The sequence below is a fragment of the Streptomyces sp. NBC_00525 genome, from assembly GCF_036346595.1.
Lineage (GTDB): Bacteria > Actinomycetota > Actinomycetes > Streptomycetales > Streptomycetaceae > Streptomyces.
Genome location: NZ_CP107834.1, coordinates 6124563 through 6147741, shown reverse-complemented (window position 1 = coordinate 6147741; position 23179 = coordinate 6124563). Strand labels below are relative to the sequence as shown.

General features: G+C 73.3%; 19 protein-coding genes. 13 read left to right on the top strand and 6 right to left on the bottom strand.

What is annotated here, in order from left to right:
* Window positions 1–28: 28 nt before the first annotated feature.
* The 3 genes from OG710_RS26895 to OG710_RS26885 all read right to left on the bottom strand — a co-directional run bounded on the left by OG710_RS26895 (window position 29) and on the right by OG710_RS26885 (window position 2914).
* Window positions 29–1549 carry a DUF6801 domain-containing protein gene (locus OG710_RS26895; RefSeq protein ID WP_330241637.1) on the bottom strand — a complete coding sequence of 507 codons (1521 nt, stop codon included), beginning with the start codon at window positions 1547–1549 and terminating at the stop codon, window positions 29–31.
* A gap of 75 nt (window positions 1550–1624) precedes the next feature.
* Entirely contained in the window at window positions 1625–2185 is a 561-nt protein-coding gene (locus OG710_RS26890) for a hypothetical protein (protein ID WP_330241636.1), read from the bottom strand.
* 111 nt (window positions 2186–2296) lie between these two features.
* Window positions 2297–2914, bottom strand: a complete 618-nt coding sequence (locus OG710_RS26885) for a hypothetical protein (protein ID WP_330241635.1) — start codon at window positions 2912–2914, stop codon at window positions 2297–2299.
* 765 nt (window positions 2915–3679) lie between these two features.
* Here OG710_RS26885 and OG710_RS26880 point away from each other — a divergent pair.
* The 6 genes from OG710_RS26880 (at window position 3680) to OG710_RS26855 (ending at window position 10229) form a co-directional block, all read left to right on the top strand.
* Entirely contained in the window at window positions 3680–4894 is a 1215-nt protein-coding gene (locus OG710_RS26880; RefSeq protein ID WP_330241634.1) for a helix-turn-helix domain-containing protein, read from the top strand.
* Window positions 4895–5111: 217 nt separating this feature from the next.
* Window positions 5112–5375, top strand: a complete 264-nt coding sequence (locus OG710_RS26875) for a hypothetical protein (protein WP_111339249.1) — start codon at window positions 5112–5114, stop codon at window positions 5373–5375.
* Between the two features lie 104 nt (window positions 5376–5479).
* Window positions 5480–5953, top strand: coding sequence for an SCP2 sterol-binding domain-containing protein (locus OG710_RS26870; protein WP_330241633.1), 474 nt, complete (start codon window positions 5480–5482; stop codon window positions 5951–5953).
* Window positions 5954–5957: 4 nt separating this feature from the next.
* The gene (locus OG710_RS26865; protein ID WP_330241632.1) at window positions 5958–7172 is read left to right on the top strand and encodes an acyl-CoA dehydrogenase family protein; all 1215 of its coding nucleotides are present in this window, start codon (window positions 5958–5960) and stop codon (window positions 7170–7172) included.
* 83 nt (window positions 7173–7255) lie between these two features.
* Window positions 7256–8083 carry a hypothetical protein gene (locus tag OG710_RS26860; RefSeq protein WP_330241631.1) on the top strand — a complete coding sequence of 276 codons (828 nt, stop codon included), beginning with the start codon at window positions 7256–7258 and terminating at the stop codon, window positions 8081–8083.
* Window positions 8084–8138: 55 nt separating this feature from the next.
* Window positions 8139–10229: an MDR family MFS transporter gene (locus OG710_RS26855; RefSeq protein ID WP_330241630.1), complete on the top strand. Its 2091-nt coding sequence runs from the start codon at window positions 8139–8141 to the stop codon at window positions 10227–10229.
* Here OG710_RS26855 and OG710_RS26850 read toward each other — a convergent pair.
* From OG710_RS26850 to OG710_RS26840, 3 genes are read right to left on the bottom strand one after another with little or no spacing between them, the layout of a single operon-like run.
* Window positions 10202–10657 (bottom strand): YchJ family protein, encoded by a 456-nt coding sequence (locus tag OG710_RS26850; protein ID WP_330241629.1) that lies wholly within the window; start codon window positions 10655–10657, stop codon window positions 10202–10204. The two genes, OG710_RS26855 and OG710_RS26850, sit on opposite strands and share 28 nt — an antisense overlap.
* A 17-nt stretch (window positions 10658–10674) precedes the next feature.
* Entirely contained in the window at window positions 10675–10911 is a 237-nt protein-coding gene (locus OG710_RS26845) for a DUF397 domain-containing protein (protein ID WP_111339243.1), read from the bottom strand.
* Window positions 10911–11771 carry a helix-turn-helix domain-containing protein gene (locus OG710_RS26840; protein WP_330241628.1) on the bottom strand — a complete coding sequence of 287 codons (861 nt, stop codon included), beginning with the start codon at window positions 11769–11771 and terminating at the stop codon, window positions 10911–10913. The genes OG710_RS26845 and OG710_RS26840 overlap by 1 nt, the downstream gene beginning before the upstream one ends.
* A gap of 205 nt (window positions 11772–11976) precedes the next feature.
* Here OG710_RS26840 and OG710_RS26835 point away from each other — a divergent pair, with 205 nt between their 5' ends.
* The 7 genes from OG710_RS26835 (at window position 11977) to OG710_RS26805 (ending at window position 23178) form a co-directional block, all read left to right on the top strand.
* On the top strand, window positions 11977–12435 hold the full coding sequence (locus tag OG710_RS26835) for an ATP-binding protein (RefSeq protein WP_330241627.1): 459 nt from the start codon (window positions 11977–11979) through the stop codon (window positions 12433–12435).
* A complete protein-coding gene (locus tag OG710_RS26830; RefSeq protein ID WP_330241626.1) occupies window positions 12429–12869 on the top strand; it encodes a hypothetical protein in 441 nt (146 codons plus the stop codon). Before OG710_RS26835 ends, OG710_RS26830 begins: the two co-directional genes overlap by 7 nt.
* A gap of 110 nt (window positions 12870–12979) precedes the next feature.
* A complete protein-coding gene (locus OG710_RS26825; protein ID WP_330241625.1) occupies window positions 12980–16360 on the top strand; it encodes a DUF4132 domain-containing protein in 3381 nt (1126 codons plus the stop codon).
* Window positions 16357–17481, top strand: coding sequence for an ATP-binding protein (locus OG710_RS26820; protein ID WP_330241624.1), 1125 nt, complete (start codon window positions 16357–16359; stop codon window positions 17479–17481). Before OG710_RS26825 ends, OG710_RS26820 begins: the two co-directional genes overlap by 4 nt.
* Window positions 17481–19823 (top strand): DUF5682 family protein, encoded by a 2343-nt coding sequence (locus tag OG710_RS26815; RefSeq protein WP_330241623.1) that lies wholly within the window; start codon window positions 17481–17483, stop codon window positions 19821–19823. Before OG710_RS26820 ends, OG710_RS26815 begins: the two co-directional genes overlap by 1 nt.
* Window positions 19820–20989, top strand: a complete 1170-nt coding sequence (locus OG710_RS26810) for a VWA domain-containing protein (protein ID WP_330241622.1) — start codon at window positions 19820–19822, stop codon at window positions 20987–20989. Before OG710_RS26815 ends, OG710_RS26810 begins: the two co-directional genes overlap by 4 nt.
* Window positions 20986–23178: a hypothetical protein gene (locus OG710_RS26805; RefSeq protein ID WP_330241621.1), complete on the top strand. Its 2193-nt coding sequence runs from the start codon at window positions 20986–20988 to the stop codon at window positions 23176–23178. Before OG710_RS26810 ends, OG710_RS26805 begins: the two co-directional genes overlap by 4 nt.
* The last annotated feature ends 1 nt before the right edge of the window (window position 23179 follow it).

Genomic DNA, 23179 nt, shown 5'->3' with positions numbered 1-23179 from the left:
GGTGGCCCCTTTCGCGGCTGCGGCCGCGCTACGGGATGGGCTTCGTTTCGGGCCTCCCCGGCAGCTCCGCCGGCGGGGGCGGGCAGTACGACCGCGTGGGGTTGGTCGGCACACAGGTCGACGCCTGATTCATGAAGACCCCGTTGCCAGGGCCCGAGAGGGAGGCGGTGAACAGCGGGTCCAGGTCCTCGCCACCCGTGCCGCAGCCGGTGAAGGGCGGGATGTCGATCTCACCCTCCAGGAGGCCGCCCACGCCGACGTTCGTGTACTTGTCGCCGCCGTTGAGCAGTACCTTGAACGGCTTCGACGTCCGGCAGTCGCTGCCCACGTCCAGCGGCGTGCCGTTGACCTCGACGTCGTGGAGGCGCAGGGACTGGTAGAAGGAGGCGAGAGAGAACGTCTCCCGCCCGTTCGGGCCGATGTAGTTGCCGATCGAGATGGTCATGGGGCTGGTCTCGAAGGAGACCTTCGCCGTCACCGGCTGGAACCCGAAGGCCAGGAAGGTGGATTCGGCATCCGGCAGGTCCAGGTTGGCGAGCGAGTCGTACCGGGTGTAGCCGCCGCCCTCCTGGTTCGAGGACCGGACGGTTGCGAGTTTCGGCGACAGGACGCTGATGAGCGCCGGTTCGGAGCCACCGTTGATGATCATGGCACCGTTCAGTTTGCGCACGTTGGCCAGGCCCATCGCGTTGGCGCACATGAAGACCCCTGGCAGCTCCATGACCCTGACGGGGCCACCGGGCGGCGGCTGCGGTGCGTCGCTCCCGTCCACTTCGCCCTCCGGGGGCTCGACCGGACAGAAGTCGTCGGCCTCGTCCCCGGCGGCCGCGGGCTCCACCGCGATGTCCTTGGCGTCCGCCCGGGGGGAGCCGCCCGCGGGGGTGGAGGGCAGCTCGGCTTCCCTGGACGGCTCACCGCCGTTGACGCCGGTCACCCGTGTGGTCGCGAGGTGCCCGCTCTCCCCCTCCTTCAACCGGCACGTCATCGCGGCCGACGCCGGAACGCTCTCCTCGGGCGCCGCCGCGGCGGAGCGCAGCTCGACCGTGAACTCCCCGACCGAGAAGTCGGCGTCGCCCGCGGACCCGAACGTCACATGGGGGACCTCGCCGGTGTGCACGAGCGTCACATCGCCGTCGGCCGGCAGGGGCGTGCTCGGCGCGTTGAGCTCCCACCGCGCCTGGGCCGCCTCGCCGTTCTGGGCGATCCTCGCCGTGAGCACGGTCCGGCCGACGACGGTCTCGGCGCCCTCCGGCAGGAGCGCGGCCAGCTCGGCGCGCGAGAGCGTGAGGGCGAACGTCACGGGCCCCGGCTGCACGGGCCGGCCGACCTCGCCGGTCTTCGGGATGTCCACCGACAGTGCCACGGTGGCGGGCACGACCGCCTCGGTACCGTCCTCGGCACCGCACGCGGCTGTCAGGCCGAGCGGCCCGGCGTTCTCGTCCGCCGCCGAGCCTCCGCCGGACAACAGCCCGGCGAGCAGGGCCAGTCCGGCGACGGAGGCGACCCGCACGGAACGCCCCCCACGGATCACGGGTGTCTGAGTGTGCATGTCGGGGCATTCCTCCACGGGGTGCGAGCGGGTGGTGCGTACCGGGGCCGGTGTGCGGGGCTTTCGAAACCCGCCCTAGCCGACGACCTGGTACGTGGCGGTGACCTGGACCAGGTCGCCGTCGTTGACGAGGCCGAGGCAGGCGGCGTTGGACGCGGACAGCTGGTCGTCGACGGTGAGGACGTCGGTGGTGGTGTCGAAGGCCCCGTGGAGGGAGCCGGTGAGGTCGACGGAGCAGCCGAAGCCCTCGACGTGGACGGCGATCCCCTGGACGAGGACCAGGTCCACGTTCGGGTTCGAGGTGCTCGGGCCCTGGCCGACGACCTGCCAGGGGCTCGACGTGACCGCCAGATCGACGTTCATTCCGGCGAGCACGCAGTGGGTGGCCATGAAGGAGCCGACATCGGCGACCACCGGGCCGGTGGCGGCGAGCCAGCCGCTCGCCTCGGAGGAGTCGCACGTCATCGCGCCCACCATCTGCACGGTCAGGTCGTCGGAGTAGGCGGTGTACGGACCGGGCGGCGACAGGGTCCGGACGGCGTCGGTTCCGGCCGCGGCCGGGGCGACCGCGGTGCCCAGGGCCGCGGCGAGGGCGGCCGCCACGACGGCGGCGGATCTTCGGGTACGACGTTTCACGCAGTCACATCCTCACGGGTCGGGGCGCCGCGCGACGCCCCCCGAACGAGAAGGCCGGGCCGGCCGCGGAGGGGCTCCGCGGCCGGCCCGTACCCGTGTGCTCCAGCGGCCTTACGGCGTGCTGATCACCGGCGACGTGCCGGTCGAGGTGACGTCGACGTGGTACGAGGCGTTGAAGGACGCGATGTCGCCGTCGTTGACCAGGCCGAGGCAGTCGGCGTTGGACGCGACCAGCTCGTCGCCCGACCCGTCGATGACCAGGTTGCCGGCGCTGTTGTCGTAGTAGCCGTACACCTTGCCGGTGAAGTCGGCGGAGCAGCCGAAGCCCTCGATGTGGGCGGCGATGCCGGTGACGTTGCCCTTGACCCGGTTGGAGTTCGCCGGGTCCACACCGGTGACGTTGATCGTCCACGGCGACAGCGTCATCGAGACGTCGAAGCCGAGCCCGCCGACGGTGCAGTTGGTGAAGGTGATGTCGTCGATGGTCGCCATGTTCGTACCGTCGGCGCTGGTCGCGTTGACCGTTCCGTCGGTCACGTCGGAGGAGTCGCACTCCAGGCTCGCGAACGGGACGTCCAGTGTCGGGTAGTCCGCGTGGGCGGTGTACGCGCCGTTGGGCGTCGCCGACCACGAGGACGTGGTGCCGGCGGAGGCCGTGGTCACCGCCATCCCGAGGGCAGCGGCGGCGGCGGTGGTGATGAATGCGGCTCTGCGTGCAAGGGTGTTCACGGAATCCGGTTCCCTTCGAGGGTGTGTGACCTACACCGGGGGGCCACTTCCGGCCGGGTGAGCGGCGCTCCCGGAGCGGGGGGTCACGAGACAGGAATGTGGCAGTCGTGGGTGTCCGACTGCTCGACCTCTTGCGTTCGGCCATGACGCTACGGGCGAGTAATGTCGCTCCGCAACACGCTGGAACAAAGAATCTCCACAATCGACCCGTCCGCGCGGGAATTTGCTGCGCGGCGAGCAATGCTGGTGGATTTTTTATCGAGAAGTGAGCAGTCCCGCCGGGCTCCGGGCGGCCCGTTCTGCTCACCTGATGACGGTACAGCCCCCGTCGTCGCCCAACGCCCCACGTCACAGCCCTGCCGTACGGCCTCCCCGGCAACGCGCGCCCGGAGCGCCGACCGGCCGGCGGTCCTCTTGACTTCCCGTCGCCGGCCCGGTGGAATTCACCGCGAAATGCGAAGGCGGCATTGTTCGAAGAGCCGGGATCAGCGGCCGGAACGACCGTCGCATTACCGGAATCCAAGCCCCCGCATCAGCACCGCACAAGGGGTCCGCGAGCCGGGCCCGAGTGCGGCGACCGAGGCGACAGTTGGCTGAAAACAACCGGTACGTGCCCCCTGCATTTCGTCTTGTCCTGCCTGTGTTCAGGGCCACACACGTGGACTATCTTCAACAGCCGATGTCGGTACGCACCTGACGACGGATGGGAGCGCTCTCCCGTCCGTCCACCCCCATCGGGCGCCGGAGAGCAAGGGGTTGAAAGGTATGCCGGGAGTTGCGCAACCCTCGGAGCTGGGAGAACCACTGGGACCGCTGCCGCAGGAGTTCGCCACGATCGTGCGGCCGGAACTACCGAGTCTCATCAAGGAGATCGGCCTGGAGGTCACCCGCGCCTATCCCGAGTACGCGCGGCTTCTCGACGGCCCGTACGGCCAGGGCATCCGGGTCGGCGTCGAGCAGAGCATCTCCGTGTTCGTGGACCAGGTGGCCGAACCCAGCGCCCCGTCCGCGCTGCGCGACGAGATGTGCCGGAGGTTCGGCAGGTTCGAGGCGTACGAGGGGCGCGGCCTGGACCAGTTGCAGGGGGCGTACCGGCTGGGCGCGCGGGTGGCGCTGCGGCGGGCGAAGAAGATCGGCAGGCGCTACAACCTCTCCCCCACCATGATGCTGACGTTCGCGGACGCGCTCTTCTCGTACGTGGACGAGCTGGAGGCCCTGTCGCGCGAGGGGTATCTGGAGGTGCGGTCGGCGTCCGACGACCACACGGACACCCTGCGGCGCAGGCTGCTGCACCTGATCCTGGCGGGGCGGCCGGTGCCGCGCGTGGCCATCGCCGAGCTGTGTGAGCAGACCGGCTGGACGCTGCCGGACGAGGTGACGCTCGTTGCGGTACGGCCGTCGCCCGATCTGGACCGGCTGGCCATCGACCGCGACGTGCTCGTGGACTTCACCGAACCCCAGCCGCACTTACTCATACCGGGGCCCTTCGACGACATGCGCAGACGCATGCTCGAACACGCGCTCCCCGGCGTCCGCGCGGCCATCGGTCTCACCGTCCCCGCCTCCCTGGCCTCGGACTCGATCCGCTGGGCCCGGCGGGTGCTGGAACTCGTGGACGCCGGTGTCATCGACGACGCGCCGGCCATCCTCTGCGAGGACCACCTGATCACCCTGTGGCTGCTCTCCGATCCGGTCCTGCTGGACCAGCTCGCGCGCCGCGAACTCGCCCCGATGGCCAATATCAGCGCCAACCGGCGTGAACGGCTCATCGAGACGCTGCGGATCTGGCTCGACACCCGAGGCACGGCGGCCCAGATGGGCGAGCTGCTCGACGTACACCCCCAGACCGTCCGCTACCGGATGCGCAATCTGGAATCGATCTTCGGCGATCAACTGGTCGATCCGGAGGCGCGGTTCTCCACGGAGACCGTGCTTCGCGCCATGAGGCTGCGTGCCCGCAGCAACGACGCCCCCATCTGAACAGCGCGACGCGGCCGCGAACGGACGAGCATCTCACGCGAAGTCAACCTACTTGCTGGTAAGGGGAAATAGCCGGTCATTCCCAAACGGTTGCCACACGGAGACGCACGCAACGAGAAACCCGGAACTGCGTCTCGTTAGATGGAGGAGAGGTGTCGGCCGCCCACCCGGCGGCCCGCCGCCCGACCTTCTGGCCACCATCGAGAGGGAAACCCCCATGACCGCCCCGCACCTGCTCGTCCCCGTCCCGATCCCGGACCGTATCGCCGCGCTCATCGGCGCCTGCACACCCGCGCACGTCCTGCGGGCGGAGTTCGACGCCGAGTGCGCCGCACGCGAGGTCCGCAGGTTCCGGGGGCCCCGGCTCGGCATCGAGGACCAGGCCGACCGCGAGGAGGCCCTGGCGGACCTGGCCCGCGCCAACAAGGTGCTCGCCACGCACCACCCCCGGCTGGTGGTGCGCCCCGGCTCCGCCTGGTGACCGGGCGGGGCGCCCCGTACGGCCCCCGCCGGCACGTCTTGCGGCGAGACCGCCGCACCCTTACCTTACTCAAAAGTAAGTTTACTTCGGAGTAAGGAGCTGGCGTGCCCGACAACAGCAGCGGCGAGGTCACCGGCGAACTGGCCGCCCTCGACTTCGCGGCCGTCTCCCCCGAGGAGTTCGCCCGGATCGTGAAGGGTCTGTCCGCCCGGCAGCTCTCCGAGGTCATGCACGGCGAGCTGCGCACACGGGTGCTCGGTGAGGTCTTCGGCCGGATGCGGCAGCAGTTCCGCCCGGAGGCGGCGGGAGGGCTGACGGCGCTGATCCGCTGGAAGATCACCGGGGACACCGAGGTGGTCTACGAGACCGCCCTCGCGGACGGCACCTGCGCGGTGACCGAGGGCCGCTCGGACGCCGAGCCGCGCACCACGCTGATCATGGCGGACACGGAGTTCCTCAAGCTGGTCTCCGGCAACGGCAACCCCATCACCATGTTCATGATGCGCAAGCTGAAGGTGGCCGGCGACGTGGGCCTGGCCTCCGGGCTGACCCGTTACTTCGACATCCCGAAGGCGTGAGCCGATGAGCCACTTCTCCCTCGCGCTGACCGAGGAGCAGCGGGACCTGCGTGACTGGGTGCACGGCTTCGCCGCCGAGGTGGTGCGCCCGGCGGCGGCCGAGTGGGACGCCCGCGAGGAGACGCCCTGGCCGGTCATCCAGGAGGCCGCCCGGATCGGGCTCTACGGGTTCGAGTCGCTGGCCGACATGTACGGCGACCCCTCGGGGCTCTCCCTCCAGATAGCCAACGAGGAGCTGTTCTGGGGCGACGCCGGCATCGGCATGGCCCTGTTCGGCACCTCGCTCGCCGTCGCCGGGATCTTCGCCTCCGGCACCCCGGACCAGCTCGCCGAGTGGGTGCCGCAGTGCTACGGGGACGCGGACGAGCCGAAGGTCGCGGCGTTCTGCGTGTCCGAACCGCAGGCCGGCTCCGACGTCTCCGCGATGACCACCCGAGCCCGCTACGACGAGGCGAGGGACGAGTGGGTGATCTCCGGCCAGAAGGCGTGGATCACCAACGGCGGCATCGCCGAGGTGCACGTGGTGGTCGCCTCCGTCGACCCCGCGCTCGGCGCGCGCGGGCAGGCGGCGTTCATCGTGCCGCCCGGCACCGCGGGCCTGGCCGCCGGCCGCACCATCAAGAAGCTGGGCCTGCGCGCCTCGCACACGGCGGACGTCTTCCTCGACGACGTACGGGTGCCGGGCCACTGCCTGCTCGGCGGCAGGGAGAGGCTGGATGCCCGGCTGGCCCGCGCCCGCGAGGGCGGCACCGCCAAGGGGCAGGCCGCGATGGCCACCTTCGAGGTCAGCCGCCCCACGGTCGGCGCCCAGGCGCTGGGCATCGCGCGCGCCGCGTACGAATACGCGCTGGAGTACGCCGGGCAGCGCGAGGCGTTCGGGCGGCCGGTCATCGAGAACCAGTCGATCGCGTTCGCGCTGGCCGACCTGCGGACCGAGATCGAGGCCGTACGGCTGCTGATCCGGCAAGCCGCGTGGATGGCCCGCAACGACCGCGCCTTCGACGCCGGTCAGGGCTCCATGGCCAAGCTGCGCGCGGGCGAACTCGCGGTGGCCGCGACGGAGAAGGCGGTCCAGATCCTCGGCGGCGCGGGATACAGCCGGGAGCACCCGGTGGAGCGGATGTACCGCGACGCCAAGATCTACACGATCTTCGAGGGCACCAGCGAGATCCAGCGTCTGGTCATCGCCCGGGCCATCTCCGGCCGGCACATCCGCTGAGCGCGGGGGCGCCGGCACGGGGCGCGGGCGGGCCCGCGAGGATGGGCGCGTCCGCCCACCGACCGCACCCAGGGGGAGCGCCCATGCCCGCCGTCCCGCGCCCGTCCGTCCTCTTCGTCACCGACCTGGCCTACGAGGCGCGCGGCCGGCGCTACTGCGACGAGGACATCGCGCTGACCGCGCGACTGCGCGCCGACTTCGACATCGCGCTCTGCCACCCGCGCGACGCGGCCGCGCTGCTCGACCGGTTCGACGCCGTCGTCGTACGCAACAGCGGTCCCGTGCTGCACTACCGGGAGGCGTACGAGGCGTTCCGGGCGCGGGCCCTGGAGCTGGGCGCCCGGGTGTACAACCCGCTGAACGGGCGCGGGGACATGGCGGGCAAGCAGTACCTGGTGGATCTCAGCCGCGCCGGACACCCGGTGATACCCACCGTGGACCGGGCGGCGGATCTGGGGCTGCTGCCGCGGGCGGAGAGCTATGTCGTCAAGCCGAAGCTGGGCGCGGACTCGGTCGGGCTGCGCTTCGTGGCGACGCCCGAGTTGGAGCCCGGCGCGGACGGCACCCTGCTCGTCCAGCCCCGGATCGACTTCCGCTACGAGGTGTCCTTCTACTTCGTGGACCACGACTTCCAGTACGCGCTGCACGCCCCGGACCCGGAGCGGCGGTGGGTGCTGGAGCCGTACCCGGCGAGCGCGGCGGACCTGGCGTTCGCGCGGTCGTTCGTGGAGTGGAACACGCTGGAGCACGGCATCCAGCGTGTGGACGCGTGCCGGACGGCGGACGGCGAACTGCTGCTGGTGGAGCTGGAGGACCTCAATCCGTATCTGTCGCTGGACCGGGTGTCCGCCCCCGTGCGCGAGGCCTTCGCCGCGCGGATGACGGCGTCGCTGCGGGATCTGCTGGGCTGACACGTCCGGGCGTTCCCCGCATGCGGGTGATTCGGCGCGATGTGAGGGTGCAAGGGTGACCACTGCCAGCGAGACCGCACCCGTCGCACGGAGTGCCGCCGCGCCGCCCGTGCTCGATCCGCGCCGCCGCAACATCGTCTTCGCCACGATCGTGCTGGGCATCCTGCTGGCCGCGCTGGACCAGACGATCGTGGGCACGGCACTGCCCACGATCGTCTCGGACCTCGGGGGCGCCGCGCACATGTCGTGGGTGGTCACCGCCTATCTGCTGGCGGAGACCGTGGCGACGGTCCTGGTCGGCAAGTTCGGCGACCTGTTCGGGCGGAAGATCGTCTTCCAGGTGTCCGCCGTCATCTTCATCACCGGTTCGTTCCTCTGCGGGCTCGCGACGAACATGACGCTGCTGATCGTGTGGCGCGGGCTCCAGGGCATCGGCGCCGGCGGTCTGATGGTCACCTCGATGGCGTTGATCGCGGACGTCATCCCGCTGCGCGACCGGGGCAAGTACCAGGGCGCGATCGGTGCCGTGTTCGGGGTTTCGACCGTGATCGGCCCGCTGCTGGGCGGGCTGTTCACCGACCATCTGACCTGGCGCTGGGCGTTCTACGTCAATGTGCCGATCGCGATCGTGGTGGTCGTCGCGGCGGCCCGGACGATCCCGTCCGTGAAGGCGGCCGGGCGGCCGGTCATCGACTACTCGGGCATCGCCATGGTCACGGTCGGGGCCAGCGCCCTGATCCTGGCCACCAGCTGGGGCGGCAACGAGTACGCCTGGGGCTCCGGGGTCATCATCGGGCTGTTCGTGCTCGGTGTGGTGGCGCTCGCGCTGTTCTGCCTGGTGGAGTTCCGGGCGAAGGAGCCGATGCTGCCGATGCGGCTCTTCGGCAACCCGGTCTTCACGGTGTGCTCGGTGCTGAGCTTCATCGTGGGGTTCGCGATGCTCGGCGCGATGATCTTCCTGCCGACGTATCTCCAGTACGTGGACGGCGACTCGGCGACCCTGTCGGGGGTGCGGACCCTGCCGATGGTCGCCGGTCTGCTGGCGGCGTCGATCTTCAGCGGCAATGTGGTCAGCAAGACCGGCCGCTACCGGATCTTCCCCATCGTCGGGTCACTCGTCATGGCGGCCGGTCTCTTCCTGCTCTCCCGGATGGGCCCGGACAGCGGGGTGTGGCTGGAGTCGCTGTACATGCTGATCCTGGGCATCGGGATCGGCCTGTCCATGCAGGTTCTGACGATCGCGGTGCAGAACACCGTCGACTACGCGGACCTGGGCACGGCGACCTCGGGCGTGACCTTCTTCCGAACGCTCGGCAGCTCCTTCGGCACCGCCGTCTTCGGGACGATCTACGCCAACGGGCTCGGCCCCCATCTCAGGGACGGGATCGCCGAGGCGGCGCGGGCGGGCGGCGATCCCGCCGTGCTCGCGAAGGCGTCGCAGAGCCCGGAGGGGCTGCACGCGCTGCCCCCCGCCCAGTCGGCGCCGCTGGCCCAGGCGTACGCGGACACCTTGCACACGGTGTTCCTGTGGACGGTGCCCGTGGCGCTGATCGGGTTCGTCGTCGCGCTGTTCCTCAAGCAGGTGAAGCTGCGGGACACGGTGCGGGCGGGCTCGACCGACATGGGCGAGGGGTTCGCCTCGCCGAACACCGGGGACTCGGCCCGGCTGCTGGAGTTCTCGGTGGCCAGGGTGCTGCGGCGGGTGGACCCGGAGACGGCGCGGCGGATCGTGGCCGGTTCGGACACCCGGCTGGACATGGCGGGCGCCTGGGCGGTGATGCAGGTCGATCTGTTCACCCGGATGGTGGGCCATGCGGGGCTTCGGCTGATCGCCGCCCGGCACCGGATTCCGCCGGAGGTGCTGGTGCCGGTCTTCGACCGGATGATCGAGGAGGGCTTCCTCACCGGGGACGGCCATTTGTTCACGCACACCGCGGCCGGCCGCCGCGAGGCCCGGGCCATCGGCGACGCCTGGGCGCGCTGGCTGAACGACCAGCTGGGCCCGGACGGCGGGCGCCCGGACGACGCCCGGCTGCGCGCCGCCGTCGATGCGATCGCCAAGCGGCTGCTGGCGGAGGACCTGACGCAGGAGCTGGCCCCGGCCGCCCCGGCGGGCGCTCAGTCGGCGAAGACGGCGGTCTCGTAGACCCAGGCGCCCGCGTGGCGCACGAAGCGGCTCTTCTCGTGGAGCGATCCGGCGCGCCCGCCCACCGCGTAGTGGGCGCGGAAGGTGACGGTGCCGGTGGTGTGGAAGGCGCTGCCCTCCGTGGTCTCCAGGACCTCCAGCCCCTGCCAGCGCTGGTCCGGGTCGAGGTCCAGGACGTCCGGGCGGTGGTCCGGGTGCCAGGTGCGGAGCAGGTATCCGGCGTCCCGGACGACGAAGGCGGCGTAGCGGGAGCGCATCAGCGCCTCGCACGTCGCCGCCGGGGCCCCCGCGTGCAGCCGGCCGCAGCACTCGGCGTACGCGGCGGGCAGCCCGCAGGGGCACGGCGAAACCGCGCCGATCTCGGGGGCCGGGGTGGTGCGGGCGCCCGTGGCGGACGGGCGCCGGGGGCGGGAGGTGCGTCGGGACATGCGTCCCATTGTGCCGGTCAGGTCAGCAGGAAGTCCGCCTGGCCGGCCTTGGCACCCTGGATGAAGGCGGCGATCTCGTGGTGGGTGTAGATGAGGGCCGGACCGTCCGGGTCCGCCGACTGGCGCATGGCGATTCTCCCGTCAGCCAGTTTCATGGCCTCGACGCAGGTACCGCCGTTGCCGCCGCTCCATGGCTTGTACCAGCCTTCGGAGCCGAGGTCAGCGGCAGGCATGCCGTTGTATATGGGTGTCATCACAGCTCCTTGCGGAAGTCCCGGAGGAGTTCCTTCGTGCGTTGTGCAGTCGCGGCCTGGGCCGCCATGCGGTCCATGACCTCGAGGTAGGAGGCCACCTCCTGGCGCGCGTCGAAGTAGACGGCTCCGGTCAGATATTCGCTGTAGACCATGTCGGGCAGTTCGGGGACGGCGAACCGGAAGAGCACGAACGCCCCGTACGTCCCCGGGTGGTGACCAGTGGAGAACTCCGCGATCTGCAGTGTCACATTGGGCATCGACGTCGCTTCGAGCAGCTTGTCCACCTGGGCGCGCATGATGGCGGCGCTGCCGACGGGGCGGCGCAGGACGGTCTCGTCCATCACCACCCACAGGCGGGGCGCGTTCTGCTTGGTGAGCAGTTCCTGCCGTTCCATCCGCAGCGCCACATGGCGCTCGATGTCCTCGATCCTGACCTGGCCGACCGCACCCGTACGCATCACGCTGCGCGCGTAGTCCTCGGTCTGGAGGAGTCCGGACACGAAGTGCGGCTCGTAGATGCGCAGCAGGCTCGCCGCGCCCTCCAGGCTGACGTACATGCTGAACCAGTCCGGCAGCACGTCGTGGAACCGCTGCCACCAGCCCGGCTTGTTGGCCTCCTCCGCGAGTTCGACGAAGGCGTCCGACTCCTCGTCGCCGACCCCGTAGGCCTTCAGCAGCACCTGCACATAGGGGATCTTGAGGGCGACCTCGGCCGTCTCCATCCTGCGCACCGTCGCCGGGGCGACGCGCAACACCTTCGCGGCCAGGTCCCGGCTCATCCCGGCACGCTCCCGCAGGTCCTGCAGACGCTTGCCGAGAACGACCTGGCCCACGGTCGGGGCGGACCGCGGTTCGCTCACTTCAGACCTCCCCATGCGCTGTATGGGTGCAGTGTGCCATGCGCATGCCGCCGTGGACACAGCCACTCTGGAATTTTCACAGTGCCTCTTGCCAAGTGTTCGTTACAGGGGGAGAGTTGGTGTGCGAAATCAGTTGACCTGTCGCGCCCGCGGCTTTCTCCAAGATCGCGAAGCGTGACGCAGCCCCCACTGTGAGGATTCGGTCGTGGCACCTGGCAGTGCGCTCATCCCCCGGCGCGTGGACCTCAGTCCGGGGGCCGAAGCGCTCCGTTACTGCTTCGCGCTGCCCGCGCACCCCGAATCGGTCGCCACCGCCCGGCGCCTGACGAAGACCCGGCTCGGCGAGTGGCGCACGGACGGCGACACCCGCGAGGCGGCGGTCCTGATCGTGTCCGAACTGGTCACCAACGCGGTGGTGCACACGGCGAGCGCACGGGTCCTGTGCGAACTGCGCCGCCTGGACGGCCGGCTGCGCGTCTCCGTGCAGGACCAGGGGCACCAGCCGGGCGGCCCCCGCCTGGGCAGGGGTGCCGACGACGAGCACGGCCGCGGCCTCCTGCTCGTCGACTCGCTGGCCGCCGCCTGGGGATCGCGCGACGCCGGGGACGGCTCGGGCCGCATCGTCTGGGCAGAACTGCCGCACGGCTCGGAGCACACATGCTGAAGAACGCCATGAACCATTTCCTCGCGATGCGCCGCTCCCGTGAGCCCGCGGGCCCGTCGGGCGGCGGCCGGGTCCAGCTCCCGCTGCCCACGGCGCTGTCGGCGAGCCTGGGCTACGACGCGGTGGGGGTGCCCGCGCGCTACGGCTTCCGGCTGATGTCCCACCTGCCGCGTACCGGCTGTGTCTTCGCGGACGCCGAGCGCTGGTGGTGGATCGTCCCGGCCGGCTCCGACCTCGACCTGGACTGGCCCGAGCAGGCGGCGTACGCGCGCGGCGCCTGTGTACCGGCGGTACGCCCCCGGCTGATCCACCAGCCCGACAGCCGTACGCCGTACACCCCGCCCATCCCCCTGTTCCTGATGGTCTGCCAGGTGACCGGCGTGACGCCGACCTGGACCCAGGTGTACGGGCCCCCGGCGGTCTCCGCCCCCTGACCAGCCCCCCCCCGGTCACCCTCCGTTGTCAGTGGTCGGTTCTACTGTGGAACCACTGATCGAAAAGCCCGTGACATTCGGGTGCAACAGGGAGAAACGGGGGCGGTCCTGTGGGTACCGAGCATGCTGTCGAGAACGGTGCGTCGCGAGCCGGGACGGCGGGGGCCGACGAGAACACCTTCGTCTTCCCGGACCGCTGGCAGCGCCTGGTCATCCCCCGGCGCGGCGGCATCAAGCGCGCGCCCGCCCGGGTGGAGGCGGAACTGCTCGACACGATCGCGGCGCGGACGGCCGAGGAGCGGGCCTGGATCGGGCAGTTCCTGGACGCGCCGGGCAGTGACCAGGTCCTCGTCGCGGAGGTCCGCCGCCATCTGGACGGCGATCCGTCGCCCGCCGGCGCGGCGGCCGTGGCCTCGATCGTCGGGATGTACTCGCCTCCGCCGGGTGCCTGGGCCGACAGCTGGGTCCGGCTGCACGGACTGCCGTTCGCCGCCCGCGCCGCGGTGGAGCTGTTCATGACCGAGCCGCACTACACGCAGACCGGCGGCGCCCGCCACGACCCGTGGCTGGAGGCGCGGACCGAGGCGTACGAGACCGCGTCCGGGCACTACAGCCGGGTGGCCGCCGACCGGCTGCGCACGCTGATCGCCGCCGCCGGCGACGAGACCTACCGGGCCACGGTCGAGGCGCTCGCCGCCTGCCGCACCGACTCCTCGCGCAAGGCGATCACGGCCTTTCTGGCGCCGAGCGAGTCCGGCTGGGTCGCCGAGCTGTGCACGGACCCGAAGACCGCCGGCACGACCGATGCCGGTCTGCTCTCCCTCGTTCTCTGCTCGCTGAACTCACCGGAGCAGGCCGCCCACTTCACCCACACCAGCGGCTTCGACCGGACCGCCGCCGTGATCGCCACCGCCGCCGAGGGCATCGGCTCGGCGCTCGCCCCCATGCTGGTCGCGGAGCTGCGCGGCGGGCGCTTCTACGGGACCTGGATGAGGGATATCGCCGACGCGCTCGTCGAGTTCCCCACGGACGAGGCATTCACCGCCCTGCTCGACCACTCGGACGACAAGAACTGCCGCCCGGCGCTGCTGGAGGCGATGCGCCGCTATCCGGTCCGCGCGCTGCGGCTGCTCGCCGCCGACGCCCGCGACCGGGCGGGCCTCCCGGCGACCACGTCGGCCGGGCTGCTCCCCGCGCACATCGCCGCCCACCGCGACCTGGTGGCGGAGGTGCTGCCGACGCTGGACGCCGGCCTGGCGGAGATCGTCGAACCCCTGCTGCACCCGGCGAACCGCATCGCGGACGCCCCCGCCGACGCCCTGCCGGCCGTGCTGACCAGCCCGCCGTGGACCCGGCCCCGGAGCAAGGCCAAGCCCGCGATGGTCACCGGCCTGACGGCCGCGGACGAACCCGCCCTGCTGTGGCGGGCCGGCGAGCGGGAGGACTGGGCGGCCACCGAAAGCTGGTACACCCGGCGGGATGCGGTGGACGACTGGGAGCGGGTGCTGACCTCGGCCCGCTACGGGCTCAACGAGCCGAATCTGCGCTCCGCGTGGATCTACGTCCACGGACCCGAGGAGCTCGTCGCGCCGCTGCTCGCCGGCTGGGACCCGACCGACCTGTGGGACGGCCTCGACACGCTCAAGCCGGTGGCCGCCCGCTTCGGCCTCGATGCCCTGCCCCTGCTGCTGCGCGTGGTGCCGCGCCAGCCCGGCGGGCTGGCCCCGCTGCTGCTGCCGTTCGTCGACGCGCGGATCGCCCGGCACATGGCCGACTGGTCGGTGCGGCTCAAGTCCGCGGCCGTGGTGGCCCGCTCCTGGTTCGAGCGGCACGGCGTGCGGGCGGCGCCGCTGCTGGTGCCCGACGCCGTCGGCAAGGCCGGTGCCGCCCGGCGCGCCGCCGAGCAGGCGCTGCGCCTGATCGCCGCCTCGCACGGCGACTCGGTGGTCCGCGCCGCCGCCGAGGGGTACGGGAAGCAGGCGGCGGAGGCGGTGGCCGCGCTGCTGGCCGCCGATCCGCTGGAGCGGGCCCTGCCCGCCACGATGCCGGCCCTGCCGGACTGGGCGGACCCGGTGCTGCTGCCGCAGATCGAGGTCGCGTCGGGCGGGGCCCTGCCGGACGAGTCGGTCCGCCATGTCGTGACGATGCTGGCCCTGTCCAAGCCGGGCGAGCCGTATCCGGGGCTCGCCGATGTGCTGCGCACGGTGGACCCGGCCTCGGCCGCCGCGTTCGCCTGGGCGCTGTTCGAGCAGTGGCGCGGTGCGCTCCTGCCCGCCAAGGAGTCCTGGACGCTGTACGCGCTGGGAGTGCTGGGCAACGACGACACGGTGCGCCGGCTGACGCCGGTGATCCGGGCCTGGCCCGGTGAGAACGCCCATCACCGCGCGGTGGAGGGGCTGAGCGTCCTGGCGGCGATCGGCAGCGACACGGCCCTGCTCCATCTGCACGGGATCTCCCAGCGGGTGAAGTTCAAGGCGCTCAAGGTGCGGGCCGCGGAGAAGATCGCCGAGGTGGCGGCGGGCCTGGGGCTGACGGGCGAACAGCTCTCGGACCGGCTGGTGCCCGATCTGGGCCTGGACGCGGACGGTTCCACCGTCATCGACTACGGCGGCCGTACGTTCACGGTGGGCTTCGACGAGCAGTTGCGGCCCTACGTCCTGGACGGGGACGGCAAGCGCCGCAAGGACCTCCCGAAGCCGGGCGTCCGGGACGACGCCGAACTGGCGCCGGCCGAGCGCAAGCGGTTCATGGCGCTGAAGAAGGACGTCCGGACGATCGCGTCGGACCAGGTGCGCCGGCTGGAGGCCGCCATGGTGGCGGGCCGGTCCTGGACGGCGCAGGAGTTCGCCGAGCTGTTCGTCGGCCATCCGCTGATGTGGCACCTGGTGCGCCGGCTGGTGTGGCTGAGCGAGGCGGACGGGACGGCCACGGCGTTCCGGGTGGCGGAGGACCGGACGTTCGCGGACGTCGAGGACGACACCTTCGAGCTGCCCGAGGGGGCGTCCGTGCGGGCGGCCCATCCGCTGGACCTGGGCGGGGCGGTGACCGACTGGTCGGAGGTGTTCGCGGACTACGAGATCCTGCAGCCGTTCCCGCAGCTCGGGCGCCCGGTGTTCGCGCTGACCGACGAGGAGGCGGCCGGCCACCGGATGACCCGCTTCGAGGGCATCAAGGTCCCCACGGGCCGGCTCCTCGGTCTGGAGCGGTTCGGCTGGCGGCGCGGGACGCCGCTGGACAACGGCGTGGAGCGGTGGATCTCCAAGCGGCTGGCGGACCACCGCCATCTGGTGATCGCCCTGGACGAGGGCATCGCCGTCGGGATGGTCGACATGTTCCCCGAACAGGTCCTGGAGACCGTCTGGCTGGCCGAGGACCCGTCCGACTACTGGCACGGCCGCCCCCACGACCTGCGGTTCGGCGAGCTGGACGCGGTGACGACGTCCGAGCTCCTGGCGGACCTGACCGCGCTCACCGAGGGCGCCGCGGCATGACGGTGCGCGAGGAGGCCGCCACGCAAGCGGCGGTCCGGGTGCAGCGGCCGCCGGCCGAGGTGCGGTACGCGGCCGAGCTGGCCGCGCTGCGGGAGGCGGACCGCGATCCCCGGCCGCCGGGCTGGGAGCTGAGCCTGCGCGCCGCGCGGCGCTTCGTCGTCGGGGACCCGGAGGCGGGGATCGGCCGGAAGTTCGTCGGCAATCCCTCGCTCGTGGACCGGGCGCTGGTGACGCTGGCGACCAGCCGGGGGCTGATGCTCGTGGGCGAGCCGGGCACGGCCAAGTCGCTGCTGTCCGAGCTGATCGCGGCCGCCGTCAGCGGGGATTCGACGCTCACCGTGCAGGGCGGGGCCGCCACCACCGAGGACCAGATCAAGTACGGCTGGAACTACGCGCTGCTGGTCGCCGAGGGGCCCTCGCCCCGCTCCCTCGTGCCCGCGCCGATGCTGCGCGGCATGGCGGAGGGACGGCTCGTCCGCTTCGAGGAGATCACCCGCTGTCCGCTGGAGGTGCAGGACTCGCTGCTGTCGCTGCTCTCGGAGCGGGTCGTGGCGATCCCCGAACTGCCCGGCCCGGACAGCATGGTCTTCGCCCGGCAGGGGTTCAACGTCATCGCGACGGCCAACACCCGCGATCGGGGCGTCAACGAGATGAGCGCGGCGCTCAAGCGCCGGTTCAACTTCGAGACGGTGTTCCCGATCCCCGACCTCGACACCGAACTGGAGCTGGTGGAGGCCGAGGTGGCCCGGCTGCTGGCGAACTCCGGGGTGGAGCCGCCGCCCGACCGGGACGTGCTGGAGGTCCTGGTCGCCACGTTCCGCGAACTGCGGGCGGGCGCCGGGGCGCAGGACGGGCGCGGCGGGTGCGGTGACCGGCCCACGGCGGTGATGAGTACGGCGGAGGCGGTGTCGGTGGCCCACGCGGTGGGGGTGCGCGGCTGGTATCTGCGCGGCGAGCCGGGCAACGCGGCCGATGTCGTCGCCTGTCTCGCGGGCACGGCGGCCAAGGACAGCCCGGACGACCTGGCCCGGCTGCGGCGCTATCTGGAGCAGCAGGCGGGGCGCCGGCGCACCCCGCAGTGGCAGGCCCTGTACGACGCACGCCATCTGCTGGACGGCTGATGACCGCCGTGTTCCTGGGTGTGCGCCACCACTCCCCCGCCTGCGCCCGGCTCGTCGAGCGCACGGTGGAGCGGCTGCGCCCCGCCCATGTCCTGGTCGAGGGGCCGGCGGAGATGAACGCCCGGCTGGACGAGCTGCTCCTCGGCCACGAGCTGCCCGTCGCGGTGTTCAGCCACTACCGCGACGGGCGGCGCGCGGCCACGTCCTGGGCCCCGCTGTGCGACTACTCCCCGGAGTGGGTGGCGCTGCGGGCGGGCCGGGCGGCGGGCGCGGAGGTCCGCTTCATCGACCTGCCCGCCTGGCACCCGGCGTTCGCGGAGCGCGGCAACCGGTACGCCGACGCGGAGGTCCGGTACGCCGAGGCCACGGAGCGGCTGTGCCGGCGGTTCGCGGTGGATTCGCCGGACGCGCTGTGGGACCGGCTGTTCGAGGTCGGGCCGGACGAGGACGTCGCGGAACGGCTCGACGCCTACTTCGCGCTGGTGCGCGGCGACGCGGAGGCGGACGCCGGGGACCGGGCACGCGAGGCGTACATGGCTTCCTGGGTGCGGGCGGCGGTGGCCTCGGCGGGCGGCAGGCCCGTCCTGGTGGTGACCGGCGGCTTCCATCAGCCCGCGCTGCGCAGGCTCGCGGCCCCGGACGGCCCGGCCGGGGAGGGCGACGCGGAGTGCGGTGCGGACGGCTGGCCGCTGGTGCCGCAGCCGCCGGCCGGGGCGGACGCGGGGAGTTTCCTCGTGCCGTACTCGTTCCGCCGGCTGGACGCGTTCACCGGGTACGAGTCGGGGATGCCGTCCCCCGGCTTCTACCAGGACGTGTGGGAGCGGGGCCCGCAGGAGGCGGCGGACCGGCTGCTGCGGGCGGTGGTCGAGCGGCTGCGGGCGCGCAAGGTGCCGGTCTCGACGGCGGACCTCGTCGCGGCCCGCAGTCTGACGGAGGGTCTGACGGCGCTGCGCGGCCATCCCCGGACGGCGCGGATCGATGTGCTGGACGGTCTGGCGGGCGCATTGATCACCGACGATCTGGACGGCCCGCTGCCGTGGACGGTCCGGGGCGCGCTCCGCGAGGGCACCCACCCCGTGGTCGTCGAGATCCTCGCGGCCTGCGGCGGTGGGCGCGTCGGCCGGCTGCACCCCGACACCCCGGCCCCGCCGCTCGTCCACGACGTGGCGGCCCGGCTGGAGCGGCTCGGCCTGTCCGGCGCGCCGCGCACCGTGGAGCTGGACCTCACGGACGCCCGGGACCTGGAGCGCAGCCGGGCGCTCCACGGGCTGCGGGTCCTCGGCGTTCCCGGCCACGAGCGGACGGCGGGCCCGGCCCACGGCGTCGATCCGGTGTTCACCGAGCGCTGGGAGCCCCGCTCCGCGGCCGGGCGCGACGCGGCCCTGGTGGAGGCGGGCGCCCACGGCGCGACCCTGGAGGAGGCGGCGGCCGCGTCGCTCGCCGAGCGGGTCCGGCGCGAGGAGGAGGCGGGGGCGCCGGCCGCCGTGCTGTTCGACGCGGTGCTCTGCGGGGTGAGCGGCCTGTCCGCGCGGCTGCTGGCCGACCTGGGCGCCCGGGTGCGCGTGCTGGTCCACGCGGGCCCGCTCGGCAGCGTCCTGGCCACCGCGCTGGGCCTGTGGCGCCACGACCGGATCTACGGGGTCGCCCGGGGTCCCCTGCTGGCCGCGGTGATCAGCGGGGCCACGGACCGGCTGCTGTGGCTCCTGGAGGGCGTACGGGGCGCGGGCGGCGTGGACCTGCCCCGGCTGCGCGCCGTGGTCGCGGTCCGGGACGCGGTGCTGCACGCCCCGGACCTGCTCGCCACCGGCCGGGACGTGGTGGCCGCGGTCGCCCGCCGCATCGGCCGGGACGCGGCGGCGCCCCTCGATGTCCGGGGCGCCGCGTTCGGCCTGCACCAGGTGCTCGCGGAGGGGCCGGCGGAGGCGGACGCCCCGGAGAAGGCGGTGCGGGCGGTGGCCCTGTCGGGTGCGGACGCCCTGGGAGACTGGCTCGCCGGCCTGTTCGCGGTGGCCCGCGACGAGCTGACGAGCGGCGGCGATGCGGACGGTCCGGGCCGTGGGGGCGCCTCGCTCGTCGGGGTGCTGGACGACGTGCTGTGCGAGTTGTCCGAGGAGGCGTTCCTGGCCGGGCTGCCCGCGTTGCGGCAGGCGTTCGCGTTCTTCCCGCCACGGGAGCGGGAGCGGATCGCCGGGCGGCTGCTGGCCCGGCGCGGGCTGCGGGGCTCGTCGCGCGCCCTGCTGCGGACCACCGCCGACCCCTTGCTGATCGCCCGCGCCGGAGCCCTGGAGAACCGCGTGACCGGCCTGCTCACCCGCTACGGACTCGGAGGAACCCCCTCATGACCGGGCCCCTCACCCCCGACCCCGGCTCCCCGCAGGACGCCGGCCTGGAACGGTGGCGCCTCGTGCTCGGCTCGCCCGCCGAACGGCACACGGGCCCGCTCGGGCCCGGCCGGACCGGGCAGGACGCCGCGCTCGACTGGCTGTACGGGCGCGATCCCGACCTCGCCCGGCGGGGCGTGCGCCGCTCCGGTTCGGCCGCCCCGCGCGCGGGCGGCTCCGGCCCCTCCCCGGTGACCGCCGTGGACTGGCTCGACGACATCCACCGGCTGTTTCCCCAAGAGACCGTCGAACGGCTGGAGCGGGACGCCGTCGAGCGGTACGGCATCGAGGAGATCGTCACCGATCCGGAGGTGCTGGAGCGGGTCGAACCGAGCGCCACGCTGCTGCGCGCCGTGCTGCGGACCAAGCATCTGATGAACCCGCAGGTGCTGCACGCGGCCCGGCGCATCGTCGAGTCCGTCGTCGCACAGCTCCTCGCCCGGCTCCGCCCCGAGGTCCGGCATGCCTTCCACGGCACCCGCTCGCGCCGCCCCAGCCGTACCCCGCTCGCCCGGAACTTCGACTTCCGGCGGACCGTACGGGCCAATCTGGCGCACTACCGGCCGGACCAGGGGCGCCTGCTCATCGAGCGGCCCCACTTCCACTCGCGCACCCGGCGGCAGGTGACGCGGTGGCAGCTCGTCCTGCTGGTCGACCAGTCCGGCTCGATGGCCGGTTCCGTGATCCACTCCGCCGTCACGGCCGCCTGCCTCTGGGGCCTCCCCGGTCTGAAGACGCATCTCGTCGCGTTCGACAGCAACGTGGTCGACCTGACGGCCGATGTGACGGACCCGGTGGAGCTGCTGATGAAGGTGCAGCTCGGCGGCGGTACGGACATCGCACGGGCCGTCGCCTACGCGGCCGATCTGGTGGAGAACCCGCGCCGCGCGATCGTCGCGCTGATCACCGACTTCTACGAGGGCGGCGACGCCCACCGGCTGCGCCGCACCGTGCGCGCGCTCGTGGAGCAGGGCACCACCGTGCTCGGCCTGGCCGCCCTGGACGAGGACGCGAACCCGGACTACGACCGGGAGCTGGCCGGCCGGCTCGCCGAGGCCGGTGCGCACATCGGGGCGATGACGCCCGGCCGGCTGGCGGAGTTCGTCGCGGAGAGGCTGGGCCGATGACCGCGCCGGCCCCCAGGGCCGATCTGCTGGCCCTCACCCCCGAGGCCCTGGCCGCGCTCGCCAACCGGGGACTCGTCAAACGCGCCGCGAAGGACCTGGACGCGGGCACGGTTCCGGAGCTGACGACCGGCGACGACGCCTCGGTGCGGGCGGTCTTCCCCGACGGCACGGCCGCCGTGCTGCCCGCCGGCACCGGTCTGGACGACGGCCGGTGCGACTGCGCCGCGACCGGGGTGTGCCGCCATCTGATCGCGCTCGTCCTCGCCTACCGGCGCCTGGCCGCCGACGCGCCGTCCCCGGCGCCCCGGCCGCCCGTCGAGTGGTCGCCGGGCACGATCGACGACGACACGCTCACCGGGGCGCTCGGCGCCCGCCCGGTCGCCGCCGCCCGGCGCACGCTGCGGCGGGGCTACGAGGCCGTGGTGCACCGGCCCACCGCCGGGCGCCCCGAGCCCTGGGTGGAACTGCCCGCGTGCACGGTGCGGTTCCCGGTGCCCGGCGAGATCGGCTACGCCACCACGGACGCCTCCGCCGCGCTGCGCGCCGAGGTCGTCGCGCTCGCCGTCTGGGCGTTCCGCGCCGCCGACGCGGAGGCGGCGGGGACACCGGAGGCAGCGCGAACAGCAGGGGCGGCGGAGCGCGCGGCCACCGTCCGGGTGGGGGGCGAGCGGGCCGCCGGGGCCGGTGCGCCCGGCCGTACGGCGACACCGGCTCCCCCGCCGGCCGAGGCCCCGGCGCCCCCGCGGGCCCCGTCCGGGGGCGCGGGCAGCCTGGATGCCGCGGCCGGCCTCGTCGAGGAGTTGCTGCTCGACGGTGTCGCCCAGGCGGGGCCCGTGCTCGCCGGGGCCGTCGACCGGGCGGGCCGGGCGCTCGCGCGCGACGCGTACCACTGGCCCGCCGCGGCCCTGGCGGAGCTGGCCGGGCAGCTCTCCGCCTACGCCGACCGGGGCGCCGCCCACCGCCCGGAGCTGGTCGCGGCGCTGCTCACCGAGGTGCACGCCCGGCGGCTGGCCGCCGCCGTGCCCGGCGTCCTGGGCACGGACGAGGCCGCGGAGACGCCGCTGCGCCAGGTCCGGCTCACCGCGCTCGGCTGCCGGATCACCGGCCCCGTCGAGACCCCGGTCGCCGAGGTGTACTTCGCCCACCCCCACGCCGGCAGCGTCCTGGTGCTCCGCAAGGAGTGGCCCCAGCGCCTCACCGGCCACGCGCTCGCGCAGCGCCGGCTGCTCTCCACCACGCTGGGCGCGCTCGCCACCGGCACCCTCGTCAGCGAGAGCGTCCGGCGCACCGCGGGGCGCACCCTGACGATCGTCCGCGGCCGGCTCGGCGCCACCGGGGTCACCCCGGTCGGCAGCTCCTGGACCCGGCTGCCGCCCCCGCTGCTGGTCGGGGACCTGGCCGCGCTCATCGCCTCCTGGTACGGCCGGCCGCCCCGGCTGATCCGGCCCCGGGTGGCGGCCGGGGCGGTCCGCGTGGTCGCCCTGTCCCGAGTCGAGGAGGTCGGGTACGACGCCGGCGAGCAGCGCCTGGAGGCGGTGGTGCGGGACGCGGCGGGGAACCGCGCGCTGCTGGCCTCGGAGTACCGGCCGGGGTGCCCCGGCGCGCTGGACGCGCTGGCCGACGTGCTGCGGCGGGGGGCCACGCATGTGAGCGGTGCGGTGGTCCGGGAGGGCGGCGGGATACGGATCGACCCGATCGCCGTGCTGACGCCGGACGGGGTGACGGTGCCCGATCTCGCGCCCGGTAACGGGGCGGCGGCCCTGGCCCCGGTGGCGCGGCGGGCGGCGGACCCGCTGACGGCCGCGCTGGAGGAGGCGGTGGCCGCGCTGGCCGCGCTGGCCCACGGGGGGCTACGCAGTCCGTCCGGGCCGGTCCTGGCCCGGATCGGCGACGCCGCCACCGCGCTGCGCCGGACGGGGCTCGGGCGGGCGGCGGCCCTGCTCCGTACGGTGCTCGACCCGGCGGCCGGTACGGCCGGTACTGACGATACGAACGGTACGGACGGTACGGACGGACCGGGCAGGTCGGCCGCGCCGGACGGGTCGGCGCGGGTCGCCGCCTGGCTGGAGGCGCAGCTGCACCTGCTGGTGAGCGGCGAACTCCTCGCCGCCGAGGGGCCGGGACCGGGACCGGGGCCGGGAGCGGGACCGGGCGGGCACCACCCCGTACACCCGGCCCGGCTCCCCTGAC